Origin of the sequence: Clostridium boliviensis, assembly GCF_033342255.1 — a bacterium.
Taxonomy (GTDB): Bacteria; Bacillota; Clostridia; order Lachnospirales; family Lachnospiraceae; genus Lacrimispora; species Lacrimispora boliviensis.
In genome coordinates this window covers 1-397 of sequence record NZ_JAWONS010000036.1, presented here as the reverse complement: position 1 = coordinate 397, position 397 = coordinate 1, and the positions used below count along the sequence as shown (strand labels likewise).

At 56.2% G+C, this 397-nt stretch carries 1 protein-coding gene; it reads left to right on the top strand.

Annotated features, from left to right (window positions below; all coding sequences use genetic code 11):
- On the top strand, positions 1 to 397 hold a 397-nt coding region (locus RZO55_RS02140; RefSeq protein ID WP_318062661.1), incomplete at both ends, for a rhodanese-like domain-containing protein.

Here is a 397-nt window from a genome sequence, read left to right as displayed (position 1 = left end):
CTGGATAATGAGGAAAAACTGTTTTTTGTGGATGTCCGCAATCGGGAAGATTTTGAAAACTGGCGGATCGAGGGGCGCGGCGAGATTCCGGCCATCCATGTACCGTACTTTGAACTGCTGGAAGACGCGGATGAGGAAGATTTGGCCCAAGGAGTCGCCGCTTACGCCGAGAAAAATTGGTCAGACCGGCTGCCAAAGGACCGAACAATCGTCGCGGTTTGTGCAAAAGGCGGAGCTTCGGCCCTCGTCGCTGAAGGGTTGCGCCGTCTGGGATACAAGGCGGTCAACCTGCGGGGCGGGATGGACGCATGGGGGAATTATTATGAATTTCGACCGGTCGTCGAGGAAGACGAGCTAACAATCCAACAAGTGATCCGGCCTGCCCGGGGGTGCCTCA